General features: G+C 39.3%; 21 protein-coding genes. 11 read left to right on the forward strand and 10 right to left on the reverse strand.

Annotated features, from left to right (window positions below; all coding sequences use genetic code 11):
- Nucleotides 1-18: 18 nt before the first annotated feature.
- From NLF99_RS07965 to NLF99_RS07975, 3 genes are all read left to right on the forward strand, one after another.
- Nucleotides 19-720, forward strand: a complete 702-nt coding sequence (locus tag NLF99_RS07965; RefSeq protein WP_254527635.1) for a DKNYY domain-containing protein — start codon at nt 19-21, stop codon at nt 718-720.
- A 54-nt stretch (nt 721-774) separates the two neighbouring features.
- Nucleotides 775-978, forward strand: coding sequence for a YwbE family protein (locus NLF99_RS07970; RefSeq protein WP_254527638.1), 204 nt, complete (start codon nt 775-777; stop codon nt 976-978).
- A 134-nt stretch (nt 979-1,112) separates the two neighbouring features.
- Nucleotides 1,113-2,237, forward strand: coding sequence for a peptidoglycan bridge formation glycyltransferase FemA/FemB family protein (locus NLF99_RS07975; RefSeq protein ID WP_254527641.1), 1,125 nt, complete (start codon nt 1,113-1,115; stop codon nt 2,235-2,237).
- Between the two features lie 59 nt (nt 2,238-2,296).
- Here NLF99_RS07975 and NLF99_RS07980 read toward each other — a convergent pair whose 3' ends face one another.
- Genes NLF99_RS07980 through NLF99_RS07990 form a run of 3 tightly spaced genes read right to left on the reverse strand, consistent with a single transcriptional unit; the run spans nt 2,297 to nt 3,607 of the window.
- A complete protein-coding gene (locus tag NLF99_RS07980; protein WP_185212565.1) occupies nt 2,297-2,485 on the reverse strand; it encodes a hypothetical protein in 189 nt (62 codons plus the stop codon).
- A gap of 25 nt (nt 2,486-2,510) precedes the next feature.
- Nucleotides 2,511-2,972 (reverse strand): DUF5675 family protein, encoded by a 462-nt coding sequence (locus NLF99_RS07985; protein WP_254527642.1) that lies wholly within the window; start codon nt 2,970-2,972, stop codon nt 2,511-2,513.
- On the reverse strand, nt 2,972-3,607 hold the full coding sequence (locus tag NLF99_RS07990) for a DUF6266 family protein (RefSeq protein ID WP_254527643.1): 636 nt from the start codon (nt 3,605-3,607) through the stop codon (nt 2,972-2,974). The genes NLF99_RS07985 and NLF99_RS07990 overlap by 1 nt, the downstream gene beginning before the upstream one ends.
- A 321-nt stretch (nt 3,608-3,928) precedes the next feature.
- Between NLF99_RS07990 and NLF99_RS07995 the strand changes: the two genes are divergently transcribed.
- Entirely contained in the window at nt 3,929-5,887 is a 1,959-nt protein-coding gene (locus NLF99_RS07995; protein WP_254527644.1) for a M48 family metalloprotease, read from the forward strand.
- A gap of 49 nt (nt 5,888-5,936) precedes the next feature.
- Here the strand turns inward: NLF99_RS07995 and NLF99_RS08000 are convergent, their stop codons facing one another.
- Nucleotides 5,937-7,625: a RagB/SusD family nutrient uptake outer membrane protein gene (locus NLF99_RS08000; protein ID WP_254527645.1), complete on the reverse strand. Its 1,689-nt coding sequence runs from the start codon at nt 7,623-7,625 to the stop codon at nt 5,937-5,939.
- Between the two features lie 11 nt (nt 7,626-7,636).
- A complete protein-coding gene (locus NLF99_RS08005; RefSeq protein ID WP_185216796.1) occupies nt 7,637-10,597 on the reverse strand; it encodes a SusC/RagA family TonB-linked outer membrane protein in 2,961 nt (986 codons plus the stop codon).
- Between the two features lie 185 nt (nt 10,598-10,782).
- On the opposite strand from NLF99_RS08005, the gene NLF99_RS08010 reads away from it, so the two are divergent.
- From NLF99_RS08010 to NLF99_RS08025, 4 genes are all read left to right on the forward strand, one after another.
- Nucleotides 10,783-11,265, forward strand: coding sequence for a very short patch repair endonuclease (locus NLF99_RS08010; protein ID WP_185212571.1), 483 nt, complete (start codon nt 10,783-10,785; stop codon nt 11,263-11,265).
- 186 nt (nt 11,266-11,451) lie between these two features.
- Nucleotides 11,452-12,330 (forward strand): methylisocitrate lyase, encoded by an 879-nt coding sequence (prpB, locus tag NLF99_RS08015; protein ID WP_185212572.1) that lies wholly within the window; start codon nt 11,452-11,454, stop codon nt 12,328-12,330.
- 1 nt (nt 12,331) lies between these two features.
- Nucleotides 12,332-13,489, forward strand: coding sequence for a 2-methylcitrate synthase (prpC, locus tag NLF99_RS08020; RefSeq protein ID WP_185212573.1), 1,158 nt, complete (start codon nt 12,332-12,334; stop codon nt 13,487-13,489).
- A gap of 23 nt (nt 13,490-13,512) precedes the next feature.
- Nucleotides 13,513-14,961 carry a bifunctional 2-methylcitrate dehydratase/aconitate hydratase gene (locus NLF99_RS08025; RefSeq protein WP_254527646.1) on the forward strand — a complete coding sequence of 483 codons (1,449 nt, stop codon included), beginning with the start codon at nt 13,513-13,515 and terminating at the stop codon, nt 14,959-14,961.
- A gap of 1,302 nt (nt 14,962-16,263) precedes the next feature.
- On the opposite strand, the gene NLF99_RS08030 is transcribed toward NLF99_RS08025, so the two are convergent.
- The 3 genes from NLF99_RS08030 to NLF99_RS08040 form a co-directional block, all read right to left on the reverse strand.
- The gene (locus NLF99_RS08030; RefSeq protein WP_254527647.1) at nt 16,264-18,363 is read right to left on the reverse strand and encodes a 3-hydroxyacyl-CoA dehydrogenase NAD-binding domain-containing protein; all 2,100 of its coding nucleotides are present in this window, start codon (nt 18,361-18,363) and stop codon (nt 16,264-16,266) included.
- 24 nt (nt 18,364-18,387) lie between these two features.
- A complete protein-coding gene (locus NLF99_RS08035; protein ID WP_254527648.1) occupies nt 18,388-19,551 on the reverse strand; it encodes an acyl-CoA dehydrogenase family protein in 1,164 nt (387 codons plus the stop codon).
- Between the two features lie 244 nt (nt 19,552-19,795).
- Nucleotides 19,796-20,221 carry a hypothetical protein gene (locus NLF99_RS08040; protein WP_185212577.1) on the reverse strand — a complete coding sequence of 142 codons (426 nt, stop codon included), beginning with the start codon at nt 20,219-20,221 and terminating at the stop codon, nt 19,796-19,798.
- 757 nt (nt 20,222-20,978) lie between these two features.
- On the opposite strand from NLF99_RS08040, the gene NLF99_RS08045 reads away from it, so the two are divergent.
- Entirely contained in the window at nt 20,979-21,515 is a 537-nt protein-coding gene (locus tag NLF99_RS08045; protein ID WP_254527649.1) for a GNAT family N-acetyltransferase, read from the forward strand.
- Nucleotides 21,516-21,665: 150 nt separating this feature from the next.
- Nucleotides 21,666-22,418: a class I SAM-dependent methyltransferase gene (locus NLF99_RS08050; protein ID WP_254527650.1), complete on the forward strand. Its 753-nt coding sequence runs from the start codon at nt 21,666-21,668 to the stop codon at nt 22,416-22,418.
- 142 nt (nt 22,419-22,560) lie between these two features.
- Here NLF99_RS08050 and NLF99_RS08055 read toward each other — a convergent pair whose 3' ends face one another.
- Both NLF99_RS08055 and NLF99_RS08060 read right to left on the reverse strand, forming a co-directional pair.
- Entirely contained in the window at nt 22,561-23,091 is a 531-nt protein-coding gene (locus NLF99_RS08055) for a GNAT family N-acetyltransferase (protein ID WP_254527651.1), read from the reverse strand.
- Between the two features lie 762 nt (nt 23,092-23,853).
- Complete coding sequence (locus NLF99_RS08060; protein ID WP_254527652.1) at nt 23,854-24,117, reverse strand: hypothetical protein; 264 nt, start codon at nt 24,115-24,117, stop codon at nt 23,854-23,856.
- Between the two features lie 262 nt (nt 24,118-24,379).
- Here NLF99_RS08060 and NLF99_RS08065 point away from each other — a divergent pair, with 262 nt between their 5' ends.
- Nucleotides 24,380-25,006 carry a metalloregulator ArsR/SmtB family transcription factor gene (locus NLF99_RS08065; protein ID WP_185212581.1) on the forward strand — a complete coding sequence of 209 codons (627 nt, stop codon included), beginning with the start codon at nt 24,380-24,382 and terminating at the stop codon, nt 25,004-25,006.
- Nucleotides 25,007-25,009: the final 3 nt, after the last annotated feature.

Below are 25,009 nucleotides of genomic sequence, written 5' to 3' on the forward strand. Positions count from 1 at the left end.
CATGTAAACAATTTACCCATGGAACTCTTCAAAACTTTAAAAAGAGAAGACCTCAAAAGACTATTCGATAATTTTTATCAGTATAGAGATAAAGTCTTACAATTTAGGGACTATACAAACCAAGTCATTGAAGTCCCTAAAGCTGACCCTGATACTTTCAGAAAAGTTTCGGGATTTTTTGCTGACAAAAACCATGTCTATCGAGAATGCCTACAAGATGATTCCCCTGCAAAAACCATTGTTAATGCCTACGGACACCGAATGAACAACCCCGAAGCAAAATGGCAGATTGTAATAGTGGATGGCCTGGACGGCAAGTCATTTAATTATATCCAAGATAAATACGACACCGTTTATTGGAAAGATAAAAACGGAATATACATCAGAAAAGATGGAAACCTGAAAGCACTAGTAAATGTGGACCCTAAATCCTTTCAATACCTTGATTTTCTGTATGGAAAGGACAATCGACATATCTATTATGAAGACCAGATCCTTCCAATCGACGTTGATGATTATTCCCTGGATCAATGGGGTTTTATTAAAGATCAATTCCGAATTTTTCATTACGATTTCGAGATTGGATTAGACCCCCAATCATTTGAAGTGGAATATTATAACCTCATCAAACAGCCCATCATACTATTGGACAAAAATGGAAAATATGAATACACTCGCTCTATCCAAAATGATTCAAAAATTATAAAGCAAGAAAGTTAATCGACTAAATCCATTAGAATGGCTAAATTCGCAACTCTATAAACAAAGCAAAAAATGAGCGATCCAAATTCTAGAAGCAACATCAAACCGGGCATCTTGGTTAATATTATCCTAAAAAAAGACCAAAGATCTGGAAATCTCACCGAAGGAATTGTGAAAGATATCCTTACTTCTGCTCCCTACCATAGCCGGGGAATCAAAGTTAGGCTCACTGATGGCCAGGTTGGTAGAGTCGCTGAAATTATCGACGAAGACTAAATAGCGCTTTCTAACAACAACGTGACAATTAAATTCGTTTAGCCAACTTTTATTGGTTATGTTTGCCTCTTTTTGGCACAAAGACCGGTGATTTATTTATTCTCGCCAGCCTTTCCTATAGAATAAAGAGCATCATGATCGCAGATTTAGAAGATAAACAGATAAAAGAAATCTACAGAACCTCTATTATCCAACAGACCGCTTATTGGTCTGAAGTCAAGAAAATGCAAGGGGTTCAAAGCGTAGCCTATAACTTTAAGGTAAAGTCATCCGATTTGTTCAATCATCCAGCTGATGACACCTATATCATTGGCGACCTGCTGATCATCATTCAGCACCTTGATGCCGATCACTGTATTGCCTATGTTCCTTATGGCCCTGAAATTGAACCAGAGGCTGAAAACCAAGGCTATTTCCTGGAACAACTTTCCGAAAGCCTCAGAAGTTATCTTCCCTCATCCTGTATCATGATCCGATATGACCTATCATGGGAATCCTTATGGGCAAAAGAAGATGATTGCTATGACATTCATGGAAACTGGATCGGTGTTCCAGAAAAAAGAATTCAAGAACTAAGGTTTAACTTCAATACTGAAAATTGGAATCTTCGTAAAGCTAATACAGATATTCTCCCTTCCAATACGATCTTCATGGATCTCAAAAAAAATGAAGAAGATATCTTGGCTAACATGAAGTCCAAGACCCGTTATAATATCAATCTCTCAAAAAGAAAAGGTGTAGAAATCCGATCCTTAGGCATAGAAAACCTAGATGTTTGGTATGAACTTTATCGCCAAACAGCGCAGAGAAACAACTTCTTCCTGCATGACATCAACTATTTTAAGGTGGTTTTAAGCGCTCGGGCAAATGATACCCAATCACCTGCGCAGGTATTTCTCTTGGTCGCTCAAGTAGATGAACAACCTCTTGCAGCCATGTTTTTAGTCCTTGCGGGCAATAGAGGAACTTACCTCTACGGAGCTTCTGCTACCGAAAACAGAAATTATATGGCCACTTATGCACTGCAATGGAAAGCAATGCAGTTAGCTAAAGAAAATGGCTGTACTGAATATGACTTCTTTGGAATATCCCCGCAAGCGGATGAATCACATCCTATGTATGGATTATATCGATTCAAATCAGGTTTTGGCGGACAAGTGTATCACCGGATGGGTTGTTGGGACTACCCTCTGAATAAAGAAAAATACAACTATTATGCTTCCATGGAATTTCAAAACCAAAGCTATCATCTCAACTAAAAAAATAAAATTGGCAGTCCAATGAAGGACTGCCAATCTCATTTTAATTATTCTTTCAATTATCTAAATACAAATCTTTTTACTTTAGCGTCTTTTTTAACATCTCGGTTGGCATAAAACCATTGCTTTAAGATATCAAGCAACAAACCTAAGTATTTGATCAGTATCATGACTTTCCCAGGAAACTTGATTGATGATGACCTCACCATCAATAGGATTTGGGATAATGCCTCTAAAATTAATTTCATTCATTTTCCAATTTTGCTCTGAGGATCAATCATATTTAAACTCCTGTAAGCGGTTAACAATTTTGATTCTTCCCGACCCCATCCTTATCTTTTCTACCAAAACGGGATACCAAGTTTTATAGGCCAAGGCAGATTGAATAATCATAAAATCTTGACCTTCCTTCCTGAAATAACTTCCCATTAACGGACAGCCTTTAGTATCGGTATGATAATTTCCGATATGGAAAAACACGAGTGAAAAGGCAGGAATTTTTCGGATCTCCAGCATACCTTGGTGACGTCTGCCAAATTTAGGCGCATATTGACTGTTCATCGCTGCCGTGCTATTTAGCTCAAGTGGATAATTCCCTTCAGGAATACAGGTTCTTCCGAAAACTTTTGAAGACCTGATCTTATCCTCCAAAATATAAAATGCAAACAAACCGTCGATATAGAGATGAGATAAAGTACTATTTTCAGCACTGTACACTCTGACCAACTCGATCATTAGACAATAAATTCTTTTACAAATTGACTTTCAGAAATCCTTTTGGTCTTCTTATCAATAGAATACACCCATATTGCCAGTTTATCGCCTTTCTCAAATAGATTCATTGAAATTTCTGCAGTTGATATTTTTCGAGTACCTAATGACAAGTGATGGAAGTGCTTTTTATGCTCATTAAAAATGACCCCTCTAATCTCAACTTCCGCTAATGGAACCAAATACTTCGCCTCTGGAGCCCAAGTCAGCAAAATAGACTGATCTGTCTGTTTTCCGCTTAAATCAATGATCTGTTCTACGGTCCCTTTGCTGATAATAATTTTTGAGTAATCCAATTTGATTTCAGGTAAATTCCCTTGTACAGCATTCCGCAAAATATGGCTGGACAAAAGGTTCGCCGATGTCATGTACCTGATTTTTTCATCCTCATAATTTTCCTTCAAAAAATCTCGCAATGGATTTACAAAACTCATGACTAAGCTAAATTTAGCCTGTTGGTTCAACATCTTTTCTGAAGGTACTCTTTTGACCTTTTTTGGAAGTGAGCGGATATATTCTATCCCCCTCCAACTTCCACCAACTACTGAACCTACTTTTCCTGAAAAACTTCCTAAAATTCCGTTTGAAATAATTGCCATTTTTTTAATTTTTAAAATTTAACCATTCGATTGCATGCAATGCTGTTTTGATATCGACAGCTAAACTCTAGTTTTCTTTGCCCATAAATACATGTTGAAATAGTTTGGCACTGTTTGAAACGATATGGAACAATATGGAACAGAAAACAACTCAATGAGAGGAGCCTAAAAAACAAACTATGAATTTTGTTTAGTATAAATTTTTATATTAGACTTAACTAATTAACATTTATGGACATTCAAATTTCCCAAGCTTTTCAATCCCGGGTTAAAAAAACTCTTTTTTCAATTTTCGTATTTATTTTAGTCTACTGCATCCTTTTGCTAACTGCGATAGCAATCACGGCTTCTTTCTCTTATTTCGGAATCTGGACGATTGTGAATTATCCTAATTTCTTGACGATCACACTCGGATTAGGTTTGATTGCAGCAGGGTTTATGATCTTGTTTTTCTTGATCAAATTTATTTTCGCAACGAATAAGACCGACACCAGTGAGTTCATCGAAGTCACCCAAGAAGAACAACCTGAATTGTTTGCCATGATCCATCAATTAGTAAATGAAATAAAAACTGACTTCCCTCAAAAGGTCTTTTTGACTTACAACGTTAATGCTTCCGTATTTTATAATTCTAGCTTTTGGAGTATGTTTTTTCCAGTTAGAAAAAACCTACAGATTGGCGTGGGATTAATAAATTCATTGACCAACCAAGAATTGAGGGCTATCCTAGCCCATGAATTCGGCCATTTTTCGCAACGAAGCATGAAGGTCGGCAGCTATGTATATAATGTGAACAATGTTATTTTCAACATGCTCTACAACAATGAATCCTTGAGAAAGATGCATGAAAACATTGCCGGTTTGAGCTCCTATCTTGCCTTACCATTATATATTTCCATTTTCTCCATAAATGGAATTCAAAAGATCCTCCAGAAACTATATGACTATATCAACATAAATTATCTTGCCCTTTCCAGGGAAATGGAATTTCATGCTGATGAAATTGCGGCCAATGTGGCTGGATCAAAGGCCATGGCAGATAGTTTACAAAGATTGAGCTTCGCAAATCATTCCTTGGAAAGCGTCATTTCTTTTTATGAAAAGAACCATAACCAAAACTGGTTGCCCAAAGACATCTATGAAAACCAGCAGGTGGTTAATTTATTTCTTGCTAAAAAGAACAATTACGAAATCAACAATGGCTTCCCCATGGTACCTTTGGATGCTGAGTCAAAATACAATAAATCTAAATTGAATATAGAAAACCAATGGCAGTCGCATCCATCAACTCAAGACCGCATCAGGGCCATTGCAAAAATGGATATTCAGGTTGATTACAACAATCAATCTCCTGCTATCGAGTTACTCAAGAATAAGGATAACTTATTCCAAAAAATAAAAAACCATCTATTTGTCAACCTCAATCACCAAGGCCCCATTAAACAGTTAGATACTCTGGAATTCCAGCAAAACTTTGTGAAGGATTTTGAGAAAAATGATTTTGATGAAATGTATAATGACTTTTATTTCTTCATCAATCCGATAATTGAAGATTTCTCCAAGCTGGATTACCATGCTGAGCCAATTTCAATCTCTGAACTATTTTCCGATCATAATCGAGACCTTTCCTTTGACCTTAATTCCTTATTGAATGATAAACAGACCTTAACTGATATCAAAAACAAAACCTATAAGATCAAATCATTTGATTATGATGGGGTAAAATATAAAAGCTCGGATGCTAATCAAATCCTCAAATCCGTAGAAATTGAAATTCAAGCTAAACAGGCACAGATAAATGAAATAAACACAAAATCATTTGAAACCTTCTATAGTCTTGCGGATAACGATTTGACCAAAAGCCAATTAAAGAAGAAATATGAAGTGATGAAGGAAATGGAAGCAAGCTTTGAGAATCGCATCCAATTCTATTATGACCTGACGCAAAGGTATGCCTTTGTTTATGAACAGATTGAGTATTCTGAAATTATCAGTCATTTAATGAAAAACAAATCCCTGGAAACGAGATTAAAGACCGAAATCTCAACGCTCCTTAGCAATTCAGATTTGACCGTAGAACTCGCAAAGGATACATTGGATGGCTTGACCAGATTTGTCAATAACGACTTGGTATATTTTGAAGGATCAGCCTATCACGACGACAACTTAAATCTATTATTCACGGCTATCCATCAATACTACTACATGACCTTTAGGGCTTACTTCCTCCATAAGTACAACCTACTTAATTTTCAGAAGGACCTCTACAGAGGTTCATAAAAAAAGAGTGACTGATGCAGTCACTCTTTCTTCTTTCATCCAAATATGATTATTCGTAGCCTGGATTCTGTTGTAAGTTATTATTACCTGCAATAGCTTCATTCGGAACAGGAAATCTGTTTAAATGAGCAGAATTGCTGGCCACATGATCCCACCATTTCTCCGTAGTAAAGGCTTTCCAGCGAACTAAATCAGTCCTTCTTCTTCCTTCACCTAGAAACTCAATGCTCCACTCGTCAAGCAAGCGGTATTTGTCAAGGTTAGCAACCGTCACAGGATTAGGATCCTTTCCACCTTCAAAATTACGCTTACGCACTTGGTTGATCAGATTTGCCGCCTCTGCAGCATTCCCTGCACGGAAATTACATTCGGCAAGCATGTAATAAACCTCTGCCAAACGAATGATAGGCATATCTGCGCCCCATCTCAAGGTATTGTCGTTCAGATTTGGAATCGGAACTTTAACCAAACGAACTCCCGTATTCTCTTCTCCCTCTGACATTTTAGATGGTAATTGACTGACACTCGAATATTTCTTGCCTGCTCCTACTTCTGTAAACCTTCCTACCTGATCCACAAAATTCAATGGCTTATCCTTATACTCCTCTCCTCCAACTATTGCTTTTCCATCTGGAGTCAAGTGTGGACCTATAATGAACATACCTTCATAATTTCCACTTCCATTGTATTTGTATGGCTTCTTTCTGAAATCGCCAGCTGAATATTTCTCATATGGAGCACCTAACTTAAAGTCAGTGGTATACAAACTTCCGTCTGGCTTGCGCGATGGTGTCAAGTGGGCACCATTGTTCGCCCCCATATCTTGGTTGAAATACTGACGGGTGTTATAATGATAAAAATCAGCATAGAACCAACTATATTCCAGTTTTTTGAATTCCGAGGGCATAGACCATAGGATTTCTGGCGATTTATCATTGGTAAAGGTATGGGGACCATTCCATTGCGTATCTAAAGAATAACTGCCATATTGATTATTGATGATGGCCTGGGCCAAGGTTTTCGCTTCATTGTACATCGGTTTATTGATATACGACTCCGCATTGAAATAAAGCTGTGCCAGCATGGCAGCAACCGCTCCCTTGGTAATGGCACCGTCTTCCTGCTCACCAGCCTTTTTAGCTGGAATGTTTTCCAAAGCTGCTTTCAACAATTTTTCAATATGGTTGAACAGTTCCACATCGGTATTTCGTGGTAAAGCCTCGCCTTCAAGTGATTCGAAAATTGGCATCCCTCCGAAATAATCCAAACCCCGTAAATAGAAATAGGCAATCAAGGCATCCAATTGACTCAAATGCGATGCTTTAATTTCATCGGTCAGTGCAAATTGCGTATAATCTAACTTCTCTAAATCGCTTTTCGCATCCAATGCCAAAGCTACACCCATTAGTGTGCCTCTCCAGCTACCCCAAATCCATCCATCATCCGGTGTCCAACGATGATAGTGAAATCTTTCATTCTCACCCCCATTATACCAGTGCCTACCTTTGGTGGTAATGGCAAAATTATCTGCTGTATATTCTTGCAAGCGCCAACGGTCTTCCCCCATATACCATTTAGCATGGGTAAACGGGCGAAATAAGGCCGCTTGAATATCTTTCTCACTCTTAAAAAAGGTCTCTGGTGTTACCGAGCTGTAAAACTCTTGATCAAGCTTGGTACAACTGTTTGTTGTCAACAAACCAAAACCTGCACATAGAAATATTATATATTTTTTCATGGTCGTTTTCATTAAAAATTAAGTTGTAAGCCCATCATAAAGGTTCTTGTCTTTGGATAAACATTCCTTTCCTCAAAGCCTGGATCCAATCCGTTGATGTTCACCTCAGGATCCAATCCGCTGTATTTGGTGAATACAAAAAGATCTCTTCCAGTTGCATAAACTCTCAAGCTCTTAAATGGCTTTATCATTTCCCTGTTGAACGTGTAACCAATATTGATTGCATCCACTTTCAAGAAAGTCCCTTTTTCCAACCAGTAATCAGATAGTTCTTTTTCACCCTTGATATCCTTATGTTTTTCATAAGCCTCATCCAATACATTCTGTCCCTTTACATTTGGTAAGCTGTAGTACATATTGATCATATTGAAAACATCATGACCGATCCAGCTTCTCATATAAATATTGGCATCCCAATTTTTATAGGTAAACTCATTGTTCCATGACAACTGAATGGTAGGAATCGCTTGTCCAACAAATTTCTTATCACCTACAGTTTTGTTCTTGTCGCGTACGTCGAAGGCATTACCGTCCTTATCGTATAACATCCAATAGCCATCATCGGTAAATCCAGCAAACTGCCATAAGAAGAACCTTCCGATTTCCTCTCCTGGATACAACCTAACAGCAGATCCCGGAGAACCTGGAGCTGGGAATCCCTTACGATCAGAAAACGTCTGGCTTCCCCATAGTGAATTTAATTTACTCGTATTGTGCGAAGCAACAACTGAAGTTCTGTAACTGAAATTCTCTTTTTGAACAGCATTGTAATTCAACTCAAATTCAAAACCGTTATTCTCCATACTACCCACGTTCATCGTTGTTTTATCGTGGATCGCCGGAGGTTGCGAAACAGAAATATCATAGATCAGGTCATCAATCTTACGTTTATAGATATCAAATCGACCACTCAACTTATTGTTCAGGATGGTAAAGTCCATTCCTAAGTTGTATTCTTTTTTCACTTCCCATTTAATGCCTGGGTTCTGGTTATGTTTCACCCCATAGGTACGGAACCATTGTCCGTTTTGCAAGAACCAAGTATCCGCTGAGTACATCCGTGTTGATACCTCGGCACCGAAGCCCTCATTTCCTGTCTCACCGTATCCCGCTCTGAATTTTAAGTCATCAATAAAGGTGACATCTTTCATAAACGGTTCCTGAGACATTCTCCAGCCTAAGGATAGACCTGGGAAGAATCCCCAACGGTTTTCTGGAGCAAACTTCGAAGAGCCCTCATATCGAGCAGTAGCTGTCACAATATATCGGTCTAGATAGGAATAATTAACACGTCCAAAGAAGGCAGCCAATTTCACCCATGGATTTCTCCATGAACCCATTCCAGCACGCCCATCCGGCAAAAACGAACCTGTCCCCATGTCGTTTTCTTTGATACCGTCAACTGGAAAATCAGAGTTATTCATATCAAAGCCGCGGCCATTGAAATCTTGATAACTATAACCTCCAACGGCATTGACCGAATGTTCTTCCCAACGTCTGGTATAATTTACCGTCCATTCAAAAACACGATCCAAATTACGTTGGAATGCCTGACTTGCATATCCATCGATTCCGTCCTGTCTAGATAAGCGATGTTGTGCCGAACGGAAGAAACTTCCATGCTCTGAATTACTTTTGATACCAACGGTAGCACTGGTGCTTAAATAGTCAGTAAGATTCAATTTCAAGGTTGAGTTCGCTAATAGGTAGCGATATTGCCTTCTATCATCTCTTAACATAACTTCAGCAACTGGATTCCAATAATCATAACCTCCGACCAAAACATTATAGCCGGTCAGGTCATTAGCATTGTATGGCGTTTCGGTTGGATTTAATACCATGGCCATATTGAAGATGTCATTATTGGTAAAATCGGCATCTACTTGGTTATAACTGGCATTGGTTGACAATTCTGCAAATCCATCAAAAAACCTGAAATTGGTATTGACACGACCGCCGATCTCCCCTCTTTTAGATCCAAGTGCAATACCCTTGGCATCTCTTTTTACGAAAGTGGCATAGACGTTGGCATCTTCCGAACCTCCACTGACATTCAGCACTTGACGGTGACTGAAAGGGTTCTTATTGGTGACTTCATCATACCAATCGGTTCTATGGCCTAGGTCGTCTCCAAGGCCAACTTCCACAAATTTCTCTGGTGATAAAACTTGTGGTCGCTTCCGAACCGTTTCCATAAAGTACTCGGATGTAAAGTTTACAGTTGGTTTTCCGATCTGTGGCCTTTTGGTAGTGATCAAGATGACACCCCCGGATGCACGTGTACCGTAAATGGCAGCTGCGGATGCATCTCGAAGAACCGAAATGGATTCGATGTCTTCTTTGGCAACCGAGTTCACATCACCTCCAGGTACCCCATCAATTACCACCAATGGACCTTGTGAGGCGTTAACGGAGTTTACTCCGCGCAATTGTACACTGACCGATGAGTTCGGGTCGCTACCGTTGTTTGATGAAACATTCAGGCCTGCAACCTTGCCCTGCATCGAAAGTAACGGCGAAACTGTACCTGGAACAAAATCTTTGGGCTTGATGGTAGTTACGGCACTGGTCAGTTCCTTTTTGTCCAAGGAACCATAACCAACCACCACCACTTCATCCAGTCCTTGCGCATCTTCTGATAAGACTACATTTACTGAATTCCCTGTTACAGGAACATCCTGGTTTAAAAAGCCGATCATGGTGACCGTTAAGGTCGATCCTGCTGGCACATCCGACAATTCAAAATTCCCGTTGACATCCGTCTGGGTCTTAATTCTGCTTCCTTTCAAGGTGATTGTCGCACCGGAAAGGGCCTCCCCCTTTGAGTCTTTGACCGTTCCCGTGATTTTTTGCTGAGGGGCCGTATAGACTGCCGGACTCGCAAATAATGGAGAAATGGGAACCATACTAAGGGAGCCACTGAACAATAGAATCTTTGTCAGGGTCCTAAAATAACTCTTCTGTTTTTTCATTAGTTAAGTAGGTTTTGTTAGAAATCTAGGTTTACTGTAACTCAAAATAGAAAAAAAACAACACTTAACAAATTTTGCAGCAAATTAAATATTACTAGGAAAAGTCAAGCCAGTATAAGTATAACTATTCTTACAAAACCTTTCCTATTACTTCAGAAATCACACATTTTCCTTAATTTTAGTAGATGGTTAATAAGTTTTACAATGACAGCCCAATACAAGTTCCTCGCTTTGAGGAGTCGAAAGGATTTTATACCAGTAAAAAGCGAAGTAAGATAATGTCTAAGATCAAAGGCAAAAACTCTAAACCCGAACTTATATTGCGCAAAGCACTTTGGAATAAAAACATCCGATACCGAATCCATCAAAAGAAACTTCCGGGAAGCCCAGATATCGTCATCCACCGATACAAATTAGCCATCTTTGTCGATGGTGAATTTTGGCATGGCTATGATTGGGAAAATGTAAAATCGAAAATAAAGAGCAACCAAGCTTTTTGGATTCCAAAAATCGAAAGAAATATGCAAAAGGATTTCTTCAACAACAAGGCCTTGCGTGATCTAGGCTATACGGTATTCAGGTTCTGGTCCCATGAAGTAATTAAGGATCTGAAAAAAGTCCTGAACCAAATCGATCTGTTTATTGAAACCAGAAGCCTTTACCCTTAATTCAATGGCTTTCAAAATCAGTCTATTCCCTATCTATTAAGGCCAATTTCTTATTCATCTTTTCCAGCATAAAAATTCCGATAACCCATAAATTTTCCTACCTTTAAGAGAGAGGCAAATTGACGTTACCTTAGTTCATTTTCCCTTACCATTATCATTTTATAAACTATTTATCCCGTCACATATATGAAGGATTCTGCAGGTCGTAAATTTAAAGAAGCTATTCAATCTGAAACCCCTTTACAGGTCGTAGGCGCTATTAATGCTAACCATGCATTATTGGCGGAACAATCTGGATTTAAAGCCATTTACCTATCCGGTGGTGGCGTAGCAGCTGGTTCATTAGGAATCCCTGATCTCGGGATCACCACGTTAGAGGATGTCCTGATCGATGTGCAGCGGATCACCAACGTGTGCTCGCTGCCCTTATTGGTAGATATCGACACTGGCTTTGGTCCCTCGGCATTCAACATCGCCAGAACGATCAAATCCTTGGAAAAAGCAGGTGCCGCCGGTATCCACATGGAAGACCAGGTCGGTGCAAAACGATGCGGCCATAGACCCGGCAAGGAACTGGTCTCTACTGAAGAGATGGTTGATAGGATCAAGGCTGCAGTGCATGCACGGACAGACCCTGATTTTCAAATTGGAGCAAGGACAGATGCCATTGCCTCCGAGGGGTTGGACAAGGCCTTGGAACGTGCCGTTGCCTATCAAATTGCTGGGGCTGATTTCATTTTTGCAGAAGCAGTGACCAAATTGGAGGATTACCTACGATTCGCTGAAGCTACAGGCTTACCGATCCTAGCCAACATAACAGAATTTGGAAAAACAGACTTATACACTGTTCAGCAATTAAAGGATGTGCGCGTCTCCATCGTCCTGTATCCGCTATCAGCATTTCGTGCGGCCAACAAAGCTGCCCTCAATGTCTACCAGCATATCAGAAAGGATGGTTCCCAAGCGCAAGTTATCGACAGCATGCAAACTCGGGAAGAACTTTATCAAAGTATCGACTATTATCGGTATGAAAACGAACTAGACCAATTGTTTAAAAACAAATAATATGAAAGAAGCAAATGAATCAGGTTTCAAACCTAAAAAAAGCGTTGCCCTTTCGGGTGTTCCTGCTGGAAATACAAGCCTTTGTACCGTCGGTAAAAGCGGAAATGACCTTCATTATAGAGGTTACGACATCTTGGACCTTGCAGAAAAAGCTAGCTTTGAAGAAGTAGCTTACCTGTTGATCCATGAACATCTTCCAACTCAAAAAGAACTGGATTCTTACCAGCAAAAACTGATCAAGGACCGTGGACTTCCACAGCAATTAAAAGAGGTACTGAAATTGATCCCAGAATTTGCGCATCCCATGGATTTACTCCGGACTTCGGTTTCGGTTTTTGGCAATCTTGAGCCCGAGCCCCTCCAGCACGAGGTGGAAACAACCAGAAATATTATCGATCGATTAATGGCAAGCATGGGTTCTGCCCTACTCTACTGGTACCATTACAGTCATAATCAAAAGGAAATCAATGTAAAAACAGATGATGCGACAATCGGTGGCCATTTCCTTCATCTATTGCACGGAAAAAAACCAAGTGATTCTTGGGTAGAGGCCATGCAGGTTTCCCTAAACCTCTATGCTGAGCATGAATTCAATGCATCGACTTTTACAGCTAGGGTCATTGCCGGTACAGGTTCTGATATCTATTCCTGTATCGCTGGGGCCATTGGTGCGCTACGTGGTCCAAAACATGGCGGCGCAAATGAGGTAGCCTATGAAATCCAGGAACGGTATGCCAACGCTGACGAAGCCGAAGCCGATATCAAAAAGAGATTGGCGAATAAAGAAGTCATCATCGGCTTTGGACACCCTGTCTATACCATCGCCGATCCAAGAAATCAAGTCATAAAGAAAATTGCAAAAAAACTCTCCGAAGAAAGTGGAGATATGCGTTTATTCGATATCGCCGAGCGGATAGAAACCGTAATGTGGGATGAAAAACGTATGTTCCCGAATCTGGACTGGTTTTCTGCGGTGGCCTACCATATAATGGGAATCCCTACCGATATGTTCACGCCTCTGTTTGTCATGTCCAGGATTTCGGGATGGGGCGCCCATGTGATTGAACAGCGCCAAGACGGTAAAATCATTAGGCCTAGCGCCAATTATACAGGCCCGGAAAATAGAGAATTTATCCCCATAGCAGAAAGAAAAAATTAATACAAAAACACTTATATATTAGAATGTCATCACATATTCCAAACAACAGACCAAATCCTGACCAGGTTTTGGTTGATATTGCAGATTATATCCTTGATTTTAAAATCAATAGTGATTTAGCTTTAAAAACAGCTCACTATTGTTTCCTTGACACTATAGGCTGTGGCTTTGAAGCTCTAACCTATCCCGCTTGCACAAAATTAATGGGCCCCATTGTTCCCGGAACGGTAGTTCCAAATGGTGCTAAGGTCCCAGGGACACCTTTTCAATTAGACCCTATCCAAGCCGCATTCAATATTGGCGCCATGGTCCGTTGGCTAGATTTCAATGACACCTGGTTAGCCGCAGAATGGGGACACCCTTCAGATAACTTGGGCGGAATCCTCGCCGTTGCCGATTGGATTTCCAGAAACAGGGTTGCTGCCGGCAAAAAACCTTTGATCATGTTGGACGTTTTGGAATCCATGATCATGGCCCATGAAGTTCAAGGCGTCCTGGCATTGGAAAACTCCTTTAATAAGGTTGGGCTTGATCACGTTATCTTGGTAAAGGTGGCTTCAACAGCCGTGGTGAGCAAACTATTGGGATTGAACAAAGAGGAACTGATCAATGCGCTTTCCCTTGCCTTTGTAGATGGACAGTCACTCAGGACCTATAGACATGCACCTAATACGGGTAGCCGTAAATCTTGGGCGGCTGGAGATGCAACTTCCAGAGCAGTTCGCTTGGCTTTGATTGCCCAAAAAGGTGAAATGGGATATCCTTCCGTATTGACCGCTCCGGTGTGGGGATTTTATGATGTCTCCTTTAAAGGAAATGCATTTAAATTCCAACGCCCATACGGAACTTATGTTATGGAAAACGTCCTTTTCAAGATTTCATTCCCAGCTGAGTTCCACTCTCAAACTGCAGTGGAGGCAGCGATGACCTTGCATCAGCAATTAAAAGATGCCGGAAAATCATCCGATGACATCAAGAGTATCAAAATCAGGACTCACGAAGCAGCCATCCGGATCATAGATAAAAAAGGTCCACTACATAATCCTGCGGATCGTGACCATGCTATCCAATATATGGTGGCCGTTCCTTTAATCTTTGGTCGACTGACAGCTGCTGACTACGAAGATAATGTTGCTGCAGATCTTAGGATCGACGCCCTTAGGGAAAAAATAACCTGTTTCGAGGATCCTCAATTCAGCAAAGATTACCACGATCCTGAAAAAAGATCAATCGCTAACGCCTTGACCGTTGAGTTGAATGACGGAAGGATATTGGAAGAGGTGGTAGTGGAATATCCTATTGGTCACCGTAGACGCCGTGATGAAGGAATCCCGAAACTGATCGAAAAGTATAAAATCAATCTTGCAAGGGTCTTCGCAGAAAAACAACAGAAAACAATTCTTGAAAACACCCTGGATTACGATAAGATTAAAGATATCCCTGTCCATGAATTAGTGGATTTAATGGTATAAATAAAGAAGCGGCTGAACAGGCCGCTTTTTTTGAACCAGGATGGGAAGGATTAGAGGATAGACCAAGATTTAGGTTTTGGACCAGGATGAAAAGGATGAGAGGATAGAGCAAGATCGTGGAATTGAACATAGCTTTCTAGACCAAATTTAAGCACCTTTTCGTGGGGGGCGTATTACATACGCCCGCCACTTACATACTTTAGATAAATTCAGATTTCTGACGAAGCCACCCATGTTCTAGTTAATAGACCACCTAATATAATTCCGCCCATCCATGGGCAGTAGTCCGCCAAAAGAAAAATTCATCAGGAAAAACACAGATTTAACAGACTTGTCATTGGCACGAAGGAAGGATATCGGAATTTTACAGACTTAATCAATGACGCATAACATTGGCGTACAGTTCCTTAGCCTTCGGTTAAGGATGACAAGCAGTTAGTGAGGAGAACCGTACAGATTCCTCACATTCCGTTCAGAATCACAATGCACTAAAGAGGGATTCAGAGTGAAACGAAGAATCTATTTTTTATTTTATTTAGAGAAGTGTGTCATTTCGAAATCGTAAGATGAGAAAACCATTTCAAGTGAAGTATGGATAGTTCCGAGACCCTTCGGCGAGCCCTCAGGGTGACACAGAAAGGGTATAGAAAAACATTTCACCCACGCTGTGGGTTCACCATTTCAAACATTCAGATTCCACAAAGATCCACCCCCTGGAGGTTATTCAATACAGAAATAATCCTTCCAAAGGAAGCTCTTTAGCCCCCGGCTCATTTCCAATGGCGGAAAAATGGAAAGAATGCCGTTGCCCTGTGCGATGGGATTGGCCTTGGAATGCTTTCAGAAGATCATCCCATCAAAAGGGATGATCTTTTGAAAGATATTCCCGACAACAAGGCATTCTTTTCATGTGCGGAGGTACGTGCGAAAAGCCATCTTAAATGAGCCGAAGCCTTTTGGTTACTTTTGGGCTTCAAAAGTAACAATAGAATTGTTATCCATCAGCTCCTTTGTAAGTTTGGTTACTTTTAGGCTTCAAAAGTAACAATAGAATTGTTATCCATCAGCTCCTTCTTCGGTTTGGTTACTTTTAGGCGTCAAAAGTAACAATAGAATTGGTATCCATGAGCTCCTTCTTCAATTTGGATAATTTTCCACGAAAAAGTAACAAAGAAGGTGAATTACAATCTTAATAATCACCATTGGCTGAGTCTTTCAGAAGGATGACTATAAAACAAAATTGGGCTTATCTTCATAAGCCCAATTCTACTATCTTTATCTGAAAGTTTTCTGAACAGCCTCCTATTCATCTACCCAATTAGATTCAAATCCATCATAGAACTGGAATCCTTCGTCTCTCAATTTGATTAATGAATCTGGAATTTCCCATTCATCACCATACTGTCCAAAGTTCTCGCAGATCTTGATGAATTCATCCAACCCAATCATATCGATATATCCAAATACGCCTCCGGTCTGGACCGGATATCCTAATCCCATGACCGAACCTAGATCACCGTCAATCGGGCTAAATAAAATCCCTTCCTCTAAACAGCGGTAACTGTCCAAGGCTAAGACGGCCAGTAATCGATCTTGGATATCCTTTGCCGAGATTTGGCTATCGAGATCCTTTAACTCTGGATCGGCATAGTATTTTTTCGGCTTATTATCGGGGTAATCATAGAATCCACGACTAGATTTCCTGCCAGTTCTCCCTTTCTTGATCATTCTTTGCAGGTAGTTATAAACTCTTTTCTGGCTGAAGCTCATATCAGGAAGCTGCTCATATACATGCACCATCAATGGCAAGGATATCTCATCCAAAACCGCTAATGGCCCAACGCCAAAACCCGCGTTTTTTGCAGCTTCTTCAATTCTTTCCGTAGGAACACCTTCCAACAACATGGTGATTCCTTCTAAAAGGTAATAGAAAAATATCCGCGAGGTAAAGAATGCAGGCCCATCATTCACCACAATGGGTATCTTTTTCAATTTGCCAACAAAACTCAAAGCTTTGTCCAATGTTTCCTCCGAAGTCTCCTTGCCGCGGATAACCTCTACCAGGGCCATTCGGTCAACGGGCGAAAAAAAGTGCAGACCTATAAATCGACTTGGATCATCAAATGATTTAGATAATTTACTGATGGGAAGCGAAGTTGTATTGGAAGCAAACAAACCGCTCTGCGCTAGAAATCGCTTGCTTTCATTGATGACTTCCGCTTTTAACCGTTTATCTTCAAAGACCGCTTCAACAATGATTTCAGCACCATCTAAATCCTCTAATTGATCCGTAGGAAGAATTCGTTCCAAAATCTTAGGCTTATCATCCTCCTTCATTTTATTTAATTCGATCAGCTTGTTGCACAGCTTTTCGGAATAGGCTCTTCCCCTTTCTGCGTTTTGCAGATCAACATCCTTTAGGATCACGTCAATCCCTGCTTTTGCAACCTCATACGCAATCCCCGATCCCATCATCCCTGCCCCAATGACAGCGACCTTATTGATCTCTTCCTGCTCAACCTCCTTGCACATGGCAATTGCATCCTCTACGGCATAATGGAAGGTCCTTACCCTTGCCAATGTTTCCTTTGCGGTCAATAGTCCTAAATAAGCCAAGTGTTCCTTGGTCAATAAGTCTTTAAAACTCTGTCCTTCCGAGTTCTGGATCAAACTCAACAACACCTCTGTCATCAACAAAGGCTTCATCGATTTGGCATTTAATTGCTGTATAGCTGCTGACAACTGATCAGGATCTACCTTCCATTTAAATTTATCCTCACTGTTGAAGGTTGAATTTTCCTGAAGCCAAGCTTGGACCTGTTCCCAAGAACTGATCCTGTCTTGAAGAAGACCTGCTTTTTCGGCTTCCTCAGGTTTTATCATCCTACCCGAGTTCAACAGGTCAAAAACCAACTCTGCATCCACAAGCCCTAAAAGCTTTGTGAAGCTTCCGTTTCCGGTCAGCATACCAAAGGCGCCTTCCGGAAATCCCATCTTGGCTTTAGGACCGATCCCAATTCGTTGATCAAACAGCAACAAAAAAGCTGCTGCCAAGCCTGTACAAGCTTTATCAAATAATACAACTGTAGGTTTGTCGATTTCAGAAAGCTCGATGATCATTTCATCGATATGCTCTAACTTTGTCAGAAAGCCTTCCTTTCCGGCCGTATAGATCAATTCTTCATAGTCTGCATCCCTAAACTTTCCTTCCAAGATCAATTGTAGACTGGTACAATCATTTTTTTTAAGGACAGAAAGAAGTAGTTCGATACAGAACTTAAATTCATCCAATGAAAGATCATGTGGGCGCGATCTTACGTTGATCCATCTCAATTGATAGACCCCATCAGCATTTTTACTGACACTGATTTGCTCTTTGATTCTCTCCTTAATTTTACTCATTATCCTCTTATTTACATCGGTTATTTAACGTTTTTCATAATCCACTTCATCAATGAATATCTTTGACAGAATTTCAAGCATAATTTCGGAGGTTCCGCCAATGATCGTTCCTACGCGAACATCTCGGTATAACCTGGAAATTTTATAGTCTTCTGTAAAGCCATAGCCTCCAAACAACTGCAAACATTCCCCCACAACCTTGATGGCCAGCTCACTGCATTGCAGTTTTGCAATGGAACATTCCTTTACGGCATATTTTTTCTGATTCTCCAGGTCACAGCAGTGGTAGACAAAGCTTTTTAACACTTCAATATCAGCCATCATCTGCGACACCCTATGACGAATAACTTGAAAATCCTTCAATTGTTTGTTAAAAGCAGACCTTTCTTTGAGATACTGTAGGGTATAATCGACTGCAGATTCCGCTGTTGCCAGACTATGTATGGCAGCGGTCAAACGCTCCAGCTGCAATCCCCCCATCAAATATTTAAATCCCTTACCCAACTCGCCAATCAAATGGTCTTTAGGAACCTTTACATTATCAAAAGCAAGTTCTGCTGTATCGGAAGCATGCCATCCCAATTTCTGAATTTTATTGGTTGTTAAACCTTCAGATTCCCGATCAATTAACAACAAGCTGATTCCGGAAGATCCAGCTTTAGGATCTGTTTTTACCACAGTGATATAAAAATCACCGTAATAACCATTGGTGATAAAGGTCTTGGAACCATTGACCAAGTAATAATCACCCTCATCAGTCGCTGTAGTTTTTATATTTTGCACATCGGAACCTGCTCCAGGTTCTGTAATGGCGATAGCACTGATTAATTCTCCTGTAATCACCTTACTGAGGTATTTTTCTTTCAGAAATGCTGAGCCATATTTTAATAGATAAGGTGCAGACATATATTCAGTAACTAGGACTGAAATGGTAAATCCGCCAGAAAAGCAATGGGATAGTTCTTCACAAAAAATAAGGGAGTAATAAAAATCAAGGTCCAAGCCGCCATATTCCTCAGGGAAATTTAAGCCTAAATAACCCATCTCACCCATTTTTCGCCAGATGGCTTTATCAATTTTACCTTCACTCTCCCATTGATCAATATGAGGAAGGATCTCTTTTTTAATAAATGAACGTAAACTCTCCCTGAAAAACTGGTGCTCAGGGCTGATTGGTGTCAAAAACATATAAGTTTATTTGGTTTTGCAGAGCATCTATTTAAACAGAAATAAATTATTGCTCCTTTAGGGATAAATTTAGGAAATATTGGTCAATTTTCCATAAATTATCCGTTAAAACAAAAGGCATCAGTCAGCTGGCAAATCCCACCCTAAATAAGAGGATTTTTATTTACCCTGGTTCAAAACAAGCAGAAGACCAGGACTAATGGAGAGGTTGCCCTATCTGCCGATGCCTAAAAGGGTTGAATGATTATTCAAAATAATTTCCCGAGATTTCTTTGACTTTCTCGTCAAATATTTCTTCTGGACAGTGTATCAATTGTCTCAAGGCAAATAACTGATAGAAACTTGGTTCATCAAGAATATTTAAGAAAAGAAACATCTCCTTTAGGATCAATCTTTCCTTTTCGTCTGAACACGAAGACAAAATTTCCAATAAAGTTAATTTGATCTCGTTTAAACTGAGTTTATAATGGTTCAATCCACCGCCTAAACTCCAAAATCCTTGATCGATAATGTCCTTATATTTAATGCGATCAAATAAATCGACAATCTGCGACCGTTGCTCAACACTCAAGTTCTCCAAGTTTTTTGATGTGGTAAAACAATTCGCAGCGACATCCTGTAGTTTCCTTTCAAGATCCTGCCCTTCCAAGGTGTTGTTTGGTATTTCCATATTAAAATAATTAAGATATTTCAAAAGCTTACTACTCCTCCCCAATCATGTTCGTAATCGCTCCTAGTCAATAAACTATTCAACCGAATCGTATGTACATATACAGTTCAGTTCACTGCGATTAGCACTTTTAATCAGCAATAAATTTTAACTACTACCCAAAGGAATTACCTCTGCAAAAATAACTATATTTAAATTAATTTAATATTAAAACATATTTTTTATTATTTTTTTAATAAAGAGAAAGTGTCGGAATTATTGATTCACAATAAATAACTCTTTGCAAATATTTTTTCACTAAACTAAAAACCAAGACATTAACCTCTTTAAACTTATCTAAAAAACATTTCTTTCATTATTTTATTAATTGAATTTTTTATAAAAGATGGTATTGTTAGATAAAATTTTGATAGAGAAACATTAAGTAATTGTTAATTATTAAGGATGGAAACTCCTGCTTTTCCCGATTACCAAGAAGGTCCCTACAGAAACTCGGCTGATCCTGAGCAATGACCCCAAAAAAAAAGTCATCAAGGCTGATGACTTTTGACTATGATTTTCTTAGGTAGGTAAAATACGATTTATTAAACTTTTTTGATTTATTAAGCCTCTAAATTAGATAATTAAGCCATAAATCGCCAAATATAATTTGTAGTTTCTCCTGTTTTTTGTCAGATTATTTCGACAAATAAATTAAAAATTGCGCCAACAACTATATTTTTGTATTTTCAAGTAGCCAAAAATTAAACTGAATTCAATGATGTCTCCAATTTCTGAAACCAAAAGGCTTATTCTCCGGCAAATTTCATTAACAGACCGAATCGACATGTTTGAGATGGATTCAGACCCTCTAGTCCATCGGTACATCTTCAACCAACCTATAGAATCCATACAGGAAATCGATGAGGCCATACAATTTATCCAAAAGCAATACCAAGAAAATGGAATAGGGCGCTGGGCAATCGTCAAAAAGGACAATATGGAAATGATTGGATGGTGCGGCTTAAAGTACATCGATTACCCCTTAAACGACAGGAGCAATTTTTATGATCTGGGTTACAGATTGAAAAGAAAACATTGGGGAAATGGATACGCTTCAGAAGCCTGCATTGCGACCGTCATATATGCCAAAGAAGTCATGAACCTAAAAAATCTGTATGCCACCGTACATCCTGAAAACATCGGGTCGCTGAACGTTCTCAAAAAAATGGGCTTCGAAATCGGAGAAATTTTTGATTATGAAGGATCCCCTTCTTTTTTCTGTGAATTAGATCTCGATAAATTCATTTTTTAAAAAAGACCTGTCTGTCAAATCTTCTGTCAACAAAAATCTACTAAATCCGTATCCTCTTAATAATCAATAAAAATTATCTCAAACAATAGCTTTTTTGCTCATCAATTATTCGTAGATTTAAGAGACAAATAGATGTAATAAAAAGGTACTATGGCAACATTTAGCGACAACTTCTCTAAACAAGCATCTATTTATGCTCAGTTTAGACCATCATACCCTCATGAACTGTATGATTATCTCAGCAACTTAACTCCAGCGCATGCCTTGGCGTGGGACTGTGGTACGGGAAATGGGCAATCTGCCATACATTTAGCCGATTTCTATGACCAAGTCTATGCCTCGGATCCTAGCGAGGCTCAGATCAAAAATGCTTTTCAGCATGAAAAGGTTACCTACCATGTGGAAAAAGCCGAAGAACCTAGCCTTCCTGCACATACTGTCGATATTATCACCGTAGCTCAGGCCATACATTGGTTCGATATCGATAAATTCTACGAAGCTGCAAAAAGAGTCCTAAAAAAAGATGGAATCATTGCGGTATGGGCCTATGCTGTCCCTCAGGTCGACAAGAACATCGACCCCATTACCCAAAATTTCCATGATAAGACCGTCGGACCTTACTGGCCATCTGAAATCAAATTATTGCAACAAGGATACACCACCATACCCTTCCCTTTCCGGGAAATCGAGCCCCCTGAATTCTATATCCGTAAAAAATATAAACTGCAGGACTTTTTAGGTCATCTGTTGAGCTGGTCAGCTACCCAACGGTATATACAGCAAGAGGAAAGGAACCCTCTCTTTAAATTGAAGGAAGAATTACAGCCTTTTTGGACCGATGAAGAAGAGGCTAAACAGGTAACTTGGAAGATCATTATGCGTGTTGGAAAACTACCGAGTTAATTTTTTAATCTTCCAAACAAACTTTATTAAATAAATCCTGTTTATTTTTTGGGTTTGGTGACAGAAAAAAAAGTATTTCATCAAAAAAAGAGGTTCCTAAGAACCTCTTTCTATTTATTTTAAGATTTTATTTTTCCCTTTTTTATTCATCTAATTTCTTTTCAAAAGCTTTCCTTGCACTTCCACGGAAGTATACTTCCCCACAATATACATAACCTAACTTTTCCAATACCCGCAACATCCCCGTATTATCAAAATTGGTATCGACCTTCATGCTTAAGTACCCCTTATCCAAACTTACCTGCTGTGCTTCCTCCAGCATCCAGGTTGCCTGTCCCTTTACGTAAGTAGTTTGGGAAACGGCAATCCTATGCACTACCGAGAAAGGCCGATTAGTCAACCATTGATCAGCAATGGCCTCATAGGCTGGTTCCCCGTCGAAAATTAAGGCTAAATAGCCTGTCAATTGACCGGCAGGGTCAATGCTCACATATCCGTATCCTTTTTCAATATCCGTTTTCACGACATCCAGATTAGGATATCCATCTTGCCATTGCCGACTCCCTTCTTCACGCCGCTTATCAATAGCTTCTTGCATAATGGACCAAACCAACTCTGCCTCTTCTGGCAAAGCTTTTCTAAAAGTAAATCCCGAAAATTGTTCTTTTGACATAATCAAAAATACATTATTTAATCAGATTCTGTTTTCTTCTTACCTTAAGATTTTAGGATAAAATTTTGTCTAATTTTTTTTCTAAAAAAAATTTTTCATGGAATATACCCTTCGACCCTCCTTTTGGTCTTGTTCGAGACATATTCGGAAATTTCAAAATATGTCTCGAATAAGACCAAGACTAAAACAAGACTTGGCCTAAATGCAACCAAGAATTTCAGTTAGAATTTTGACCAATGGAAATCGATAAATTTTCAAAACTTTATCGACAAGAGAAAGGTAAAAAAAATTCCCCAAAGGGCTTTGGGGAATTTACAGAAACGGGTATTGATAACCCTTATGAACCAATTTAATTAATGATGATCTTGTATGTTGTTTATGTTTTTATTCAATGATTTTTTTTATAAAGTAAGGGGTTATAATTATGCAAGGCCCATCCTATTGTAATTATAACCCTTCACCAAGGTTGAGTTTAGGTTTTATTTTTAAAGCAGTACCAATGCCCTTTGTCCAAATCTAAAAAGATTCCATTATCGATCCATCCTGTACCATCCTGTAAAATTTCTTGTTTAAAAGGCGTTTTCTTGCTTAAATCGAAATCTAGGCACATAAATCATTAAATAAAACACTTAATAATTATTAAAAACTTTCATAAAGTTAGGCTGGTTTGCTCGGTTACGACAGAATATGCTGCTTTTAGCACAACAAAAAAGCGGATCCCTCTTCTGAAAGACCCGCCTGACAAATAGAAATGAAAAAATATTAAGCAATCTTGACCTTAGGATCAAGTACTTTAACCAGATCGGCTTTTAAGAAAGCGACGCGGAATCCGTAGCTCAACAAGGTGTTTTGAATATCATTCTCCAGCCGCCCAGGAGCATTTACATTCATGACATATTGTTTATCATCCATATCAATCGATATGGGACCCAATTGAGGATATTCACGAGCTAACTTTTCAAAAATCTGTTGCCTTTGCAAAAGTGCATTTAAAGGCGCCCGAAAGGATAATATGTAGTTCTCCATGATAAGGTTGTATTAATGGATTAATAGCCAACAATCGATTCTAGATCGTATGAATCAAAGTTAAAAAATAGCTTGAATAAAACAAGCCTCAACTTGTTTTATTAAAATAGAATTAATACCGGTTTAACAGTAAAATAACCTATTACAGCTGTAAAAACAGTGTATTATTGGTAATTATAGATTTTTCCTATTTTCCTTCGAAAAAATCTATTGAAATTATTTAATTATATTTGTTAGAATAAAGCAAGAAATAACTTGGCTAATGAAGAAGAACAATTCAGACAAAATAATTATGTTGATGAAGATGCGCGGCGAAATTGATGCCGCTGGCATTGCGGAGGAATTAGGCATCACAAAAGAAGGTGCGAGGCAGCAATTATTAAAGCTTTCGGAGGAAGGTCTGGTACATGGCGTATGCAAGAAATCGGGTGTCGGCAGACCCTTTACCTATTATTCCTTGAGCCAGACCGGCTTAGCAAAGTTTCCAGATAACCACGCCGATATTACGGTACAGCTCCTACAATCCATCAAGTCACTATTAGGTGAAAATGCCTTGGATCTGCTGATCAGCGATCGTGAGAAAAGTTCGTTCTTACGCTATGAGGAAAAACTAAAGGGCTCCAAGAGCACAAGTGATAAATTAAAGAAGTTGGCTCAAATCAGGTCTGAAGAAGGCTATATGGCAGAATGGAAGAAGGAAGGTCAGACTTATTACTTGATTGAAAACCATTGTCCCATTTGCGCTGCGGCAACGGAATGTCAGCAGTTCTGCCGCGCAGAACTCAAGAACTTTAGGGCATTGTTGGGCGAGGACCTCGAAGTGAATCGCGTCAAACATATATTAGCAGATGAAAACCGATGCGTGTACAAGATTGAAAAGAAACAATAAACC

Origin of the sequence: Sphingobacterium sp. LZ11T8, from assembly GCF_024261425.1 — a bacterium.
Lineage (GTDB): Bacteria > Bacteroidota > Bacteroidia > Sphingobacteriales > Sphingobacteriaceae > Sphingobacterium.